Genomic DNA, 3,645 nt, shown 5'->3' with positions numbered 1-3,645 from the left:
GGCCCACGACGACGCGCCGCACGGTCGGCGATCACATGTCAGCGGTATCCTGCCCGCCCGTGGCCACCGATAACCGTCTGACCCCGGGTGACGCCGCCCCGGAGTTCTCCCTGACCTCCGACACGGGCGAGACGGTGTCGCTCGCCGACCACCGCGGCCGTCGGGTCATCGTGTACTTCTACCCGGCCGCCGGGACGCCGGGCTGCACGAAGGAGGCCTGCGACTTCACCGAGAACCTGGCGACGTTCAACGACGCCGGGATCGACGTCGTGGGCATCTCGCCGGACAAGCCGGCCAAGCTCGCCACGTTCCGCGCCGACCAGGGCCTGACGTTCCCGCTGCTGTCCGACCCGGACAAGACCGCGATGCAGGCCTACGGAGCGTGGGGCGAGAAGACGATGTACGGCCGCACCTCGATGGGCGTCATCCGCTCGACGTTCCTCGTCGACGCCGAGGGGAAGATCGAGGACGCGCAGTACGGGGTGAAGGCCACCGGCCACGTGGGCCGGCTGCTGCGCGATCTGAAGCTCTGAGTGCCGGCGATGGGATTCGAACCCACACTGGGCGGCACCTAAAGCCGCTCTCTCTGCCGATTGGAGTACGCCGGCTCGGGCGCCACACTACGAGGTGAGCACCGAGGGAACGCTCGTGCACCCGGAATCCCGCGAGGCGCGTACATGAGCGTCCTCTCGACGTCGGAGCGGCCCTAGAGGAACTCCCGCACCGCCTCGGCCATCTCCGCCGGAGCCTCGACCGGGGTGAAGTGCCCGACGTCGTCGAGAAGCCGTACGGACGCCTGCGGCAGCAGCTCGGTGACCTGGCCCGCGAACTCCGGCGGGAACAACGGATCCTGCGCGCCCCAGATCACGCGGGCCGGCACGTCGACCGGTGACGGCAGCGGGCCGCCCTCGGCGATCGCGAGCGCGCCGTAGAGCGTCGACGAACCCGACCGGTACCAGTTCAGCGACGTCGTGAACGCACCGGGACGCGAATAGGCCTCCACCAGGTCCTCGTCCACCACGGCGTCCGCCCGCGAGCCCCAGTGCGACCAGAAGTGCTCGAGGTAGGCGCGGACTCCGGTCGGGTTGCCGTCGAGGAGCCGGGCGGCCAGCTCGAGCTGGTGGAAGTCCTGGTACCAGAACTCGGCCCGCCGCCGGAGGTCCAGCGCGGCGGGCACGAACGCGGACGGCGCGAGCGCGTTCCCGACGACGAGGGCGCGGACCCGGTCGGGCACGGCGCGGGCCAGCGCGATCGCGGTGGTCACGCCGACGTCGTAGCCCACGACGACCGCCGGCTCCAGCGCGAGCGACTCCATCAGCTCCACCAGCGCCGCGACCATCGCCTCGCGCGAGAAGTCCGACGGCGGGCGGAGCTCGTCGCCCGGCGCGAACGAGTCCCCGAAGCCGGGGAGGTGGGGCACCACCACGTCGGCGGTGTCCACGAGCAACGGCGTCAGGAGCCGGTAGTCCGACACTCCGCCCGGCCAGCCGTGGAGGCACAGCACCGGCGAGCCGGACCCGTTCCGATCGACCGCGAGCACCCGATCACTCCTCCACACCGGAACGGACCTCCAGCACCCGGAAGCCCGCGTTCGACGACACCCTCGCCACCCTGTACCCCTGATCCCCGAGCCACCGCGCCAGCGAGTCCGACCCGAGGTTCTTCGCGACGACGAGGTACGACGGCCCGCCCACCCGCGGCAGCCACGAGAGCAGCAGCTCGTGCAGGGCCGCCTTGCCCGCGCGGATCGGCGGGTTGGACCACATCCCGGCGAACACCACGTCCTCGGGCACCTCGTCCGGGCGGCACGCGCGCACGTTGCGCAGACCCGCCGCCGCCGCGTTCGCGCGCACCAGGTCGAGCGCGCGGGCGTTGACGTCGACCGCCCACACCGTGGAGCGCCGCCGCACCGTCGCCAGCCACAGTGCGATCGGGCCCCAGCCGCAGCCGAGGTCGAGCAGGTCGCCGCCGGTCTCGGGTTCGGGTGCGTGCTCGAGCAGCACCCGCGTGCCCGTGTCGAGCCGCCCCCGGGAGAACACCCCCGAGTCGGTGGTGACCGTCAACGACAGTCCGGCGACGTCGAGGCGGGCCGGGACGGGTGACGACGGCGCCGTCGGCTGCTCGGCGAAGTACTGGTCGGCCATGGGATCAGCGCCTCAGAGCAGGGATGCCAGCTCGGGCGCGAGCGCACGGAACGCACGGGCGCGGTGCGAGACGGCGTCCTTCTCGTCGGGCGCCATCTCGGCCGAGGTCCGGGTCTCGCCCTCCGGGACGAACGCCGGGTCGTACCCGAAGCCGTTCAGCCCGCGCGGCGAGCGGACCAGCCGCCCCGGCCAGCGCTCGGTGACGACGACCTCGCGGCCGTCCGGGTGGGCGGCCGCGGCGGCGCAGACGAAGGCCGCCCCGCGGCGCTCCTCGGGGACGTCGGCCATCTGGTCCAGCACGAGCGCGAGGTTCGCCGCGTCCTTGTCCCGGCGCTCGCCGTGGCTCCCGGACCACCGCGCCGACAGCACCCCCGGCATCCCGTTGAGGGCGTCGACGGCGAGCCCGGAGTCGTCGGCGACGGCGAGCAGCCCGGTGGCCGACGCCGCGTCGCGGGCCTTCGCGAGGGCGTTCTCCGCGAACGTCGCCCCGGTCTCGGGGGCCTCCTCGAACGGCTCCACCTCGTCGAGGCCCACGATGCGCACGCCCTCGAGTCCGAGGGCGGCGACGATCCGGCGCAGCTCGGCGAGCTTGGCGTCGTTGCGCGTCGCGAGCAGCACGTCCCGCGTCGTCGTGACCTCCGTGCCGCTCACGGCAGCTCGCCGGGGTAGGGCTCGGCGAGCGCGGCGGTCTGGATCTCGGTCAGCCGGGCGATCCCGGCGAGCGCGGAGTCGAGCATCGCGTCCAGCGTCGCGCGGGTGTACGTGGCGCCCTCGCCGGTGCCCTGGACCTCGACGAGCGTGCCCGCGTCGGTGGCGACGACGTTCATGTCGACCTCGGCGCGGCTGTCCTCGTCGTAGGGCAGGTCGAGCCGGACGCGGCCGTCGACGACGCCGACCGACACCGCGGCGATCGAGCACGACAGCGGCTGCGGGTCGGCGAGCCGCTTGTGGGCCCCGAGCCAGGTGATCGCGTCCGCGAGGGCGACGTAGGCGCCGGTGATCGCCGCGGTGCGGGTGCCGCCGTCGGCCTGCAGGACGTCGCAGTCGATCGAGATCGAGTTCTCGCCGAGCGCGGACAGGTCGATGGCGGCCCGCAGCGAGCGGCCGATGAGGCGCGAGATCTCGTGGGTGCGTCCGCCGATCTTCCCCTTGACCGACTCGCGGTCGTTGCGGGTGAGCGTGGCGCGCGGCAGCATCGCGTACTCGGCGGTGACCCACCCCAACCCGCTGCCCTTGCGCCAGCGCGGGACGCCCTGCTGCACCGACGCCGAGCACAGCACCTTGGTGTCGCCGAACTCGACCAGCGCCGAACCCTCGGCGAACTTCTGCCAGTCGCGGGTGATGGTCACGGGACGGAGCTGGTCGGGGGCGCGATCGTCGGGGCGAGACAGACCTGGCAGCGTAACGACGGCGGTGCCAGCGCCGTGCACGTGCCGTGCCAGCGCACTCGGGCACTCTCGTCGCATGACCAACCTCCGCTTCGCTCCGGCTGCCAAAGGCC

At 73.1% G+C, this 3,645-nt stretch carries 5 protein-coding genes and 1 tRNA gene; 1 reads left to right on the top strand and 5 read right to left on the bottom strand.

The genetic code is table 11. The features are described from left to right. Positions 1 to 59: 59 nt before the first annotated feature. Complete coding sequence (gene bcp / locus AC0CYZ_RS03065; protein WP_472212230.1) at positions 60 to 533, top strand: thioredoxin-dependent thiol peroxidase; 474 nt, start codon at positions 60 to 62, stop codon at positions 531 to 533. Between the two features lies 1 nt (position 534). On the opposite strand, the gene AC0CYZ_RS03060 is transcribed toward bcp, so the two are convergent. The 5 genes from AC0CYZ_RS03060 to rph form a co-directional block, all read right to left on the bottom strand. Further along, positions 535 to 608 (bottom strand) — tRNA-Leu (locus AC0CYZ_RS03060). Positions 609 to 706: 98 nt separating this feature from the next. Then, on the bottom strand, positions 707 to 1,540 hold the full coding sequence (locus AC0CYZ_RS03055; RefSeq protein WP_472212228.1) for an alpha/beta fold hydrolase: 834 nt from the start codon (positions 1,538 to 1,540) through the stop codon (positions 707 to 709). Positions 1,541 to 1,544: 4 nt separating this feature from the next. Further along, positions 1,545 to 2,144 (bottom strand): class I SAM-dependent methyltransferase, encoded by a 600-nt coding sequence (locus AC0CYZ_RS03050; protein ID WP_472212226.1) that lies wholly within the window; start codon positions 2,142 to 2,144, stop codon positions 1,545 to 1,547. Between the two features lie 12 nt (positions 2,145 to 2,156). After that, the gene (gene rdgB / locus AC0CYZ_RS03045) at positions 2,157 to 2,795 is read right to left on the bottom strand and encodes an RdgB/HAM1 family non-canonical purine NTP pyrophosphatase (protein WP_472212224.1); all 639 of its coding nucleotides are present in this window, start codon (positions 2,793 to 2,795) and stop codon (positions 2,157 to 2,159) included. After that, positions 2,792 to 3,535: a ribonuclease PH gene (gene rph, locus AC0CYZ_RS03040; protein ID WP_472212232.1), complete on the bottom strand. Its 744-nt coding sequence runs from the start codon at positions 3,533 to 3,535 to the stop codon at positions 2,792 to 2,794. The genes rdgB and rph overlap by 4 nt, the downstream gene beginning before the upstream one ends. Positions 3,536 to 3,645 lie beyond the last annotated feature (110 nt).

The sequence above is a fragment of the Actinomycetospora sp. genome (assembly GCF_055612215.1).
Note: the sequence above shows the minus strand (reverse complement) of the source record. Positions and strands in the feature narration are given on the sequence as shown.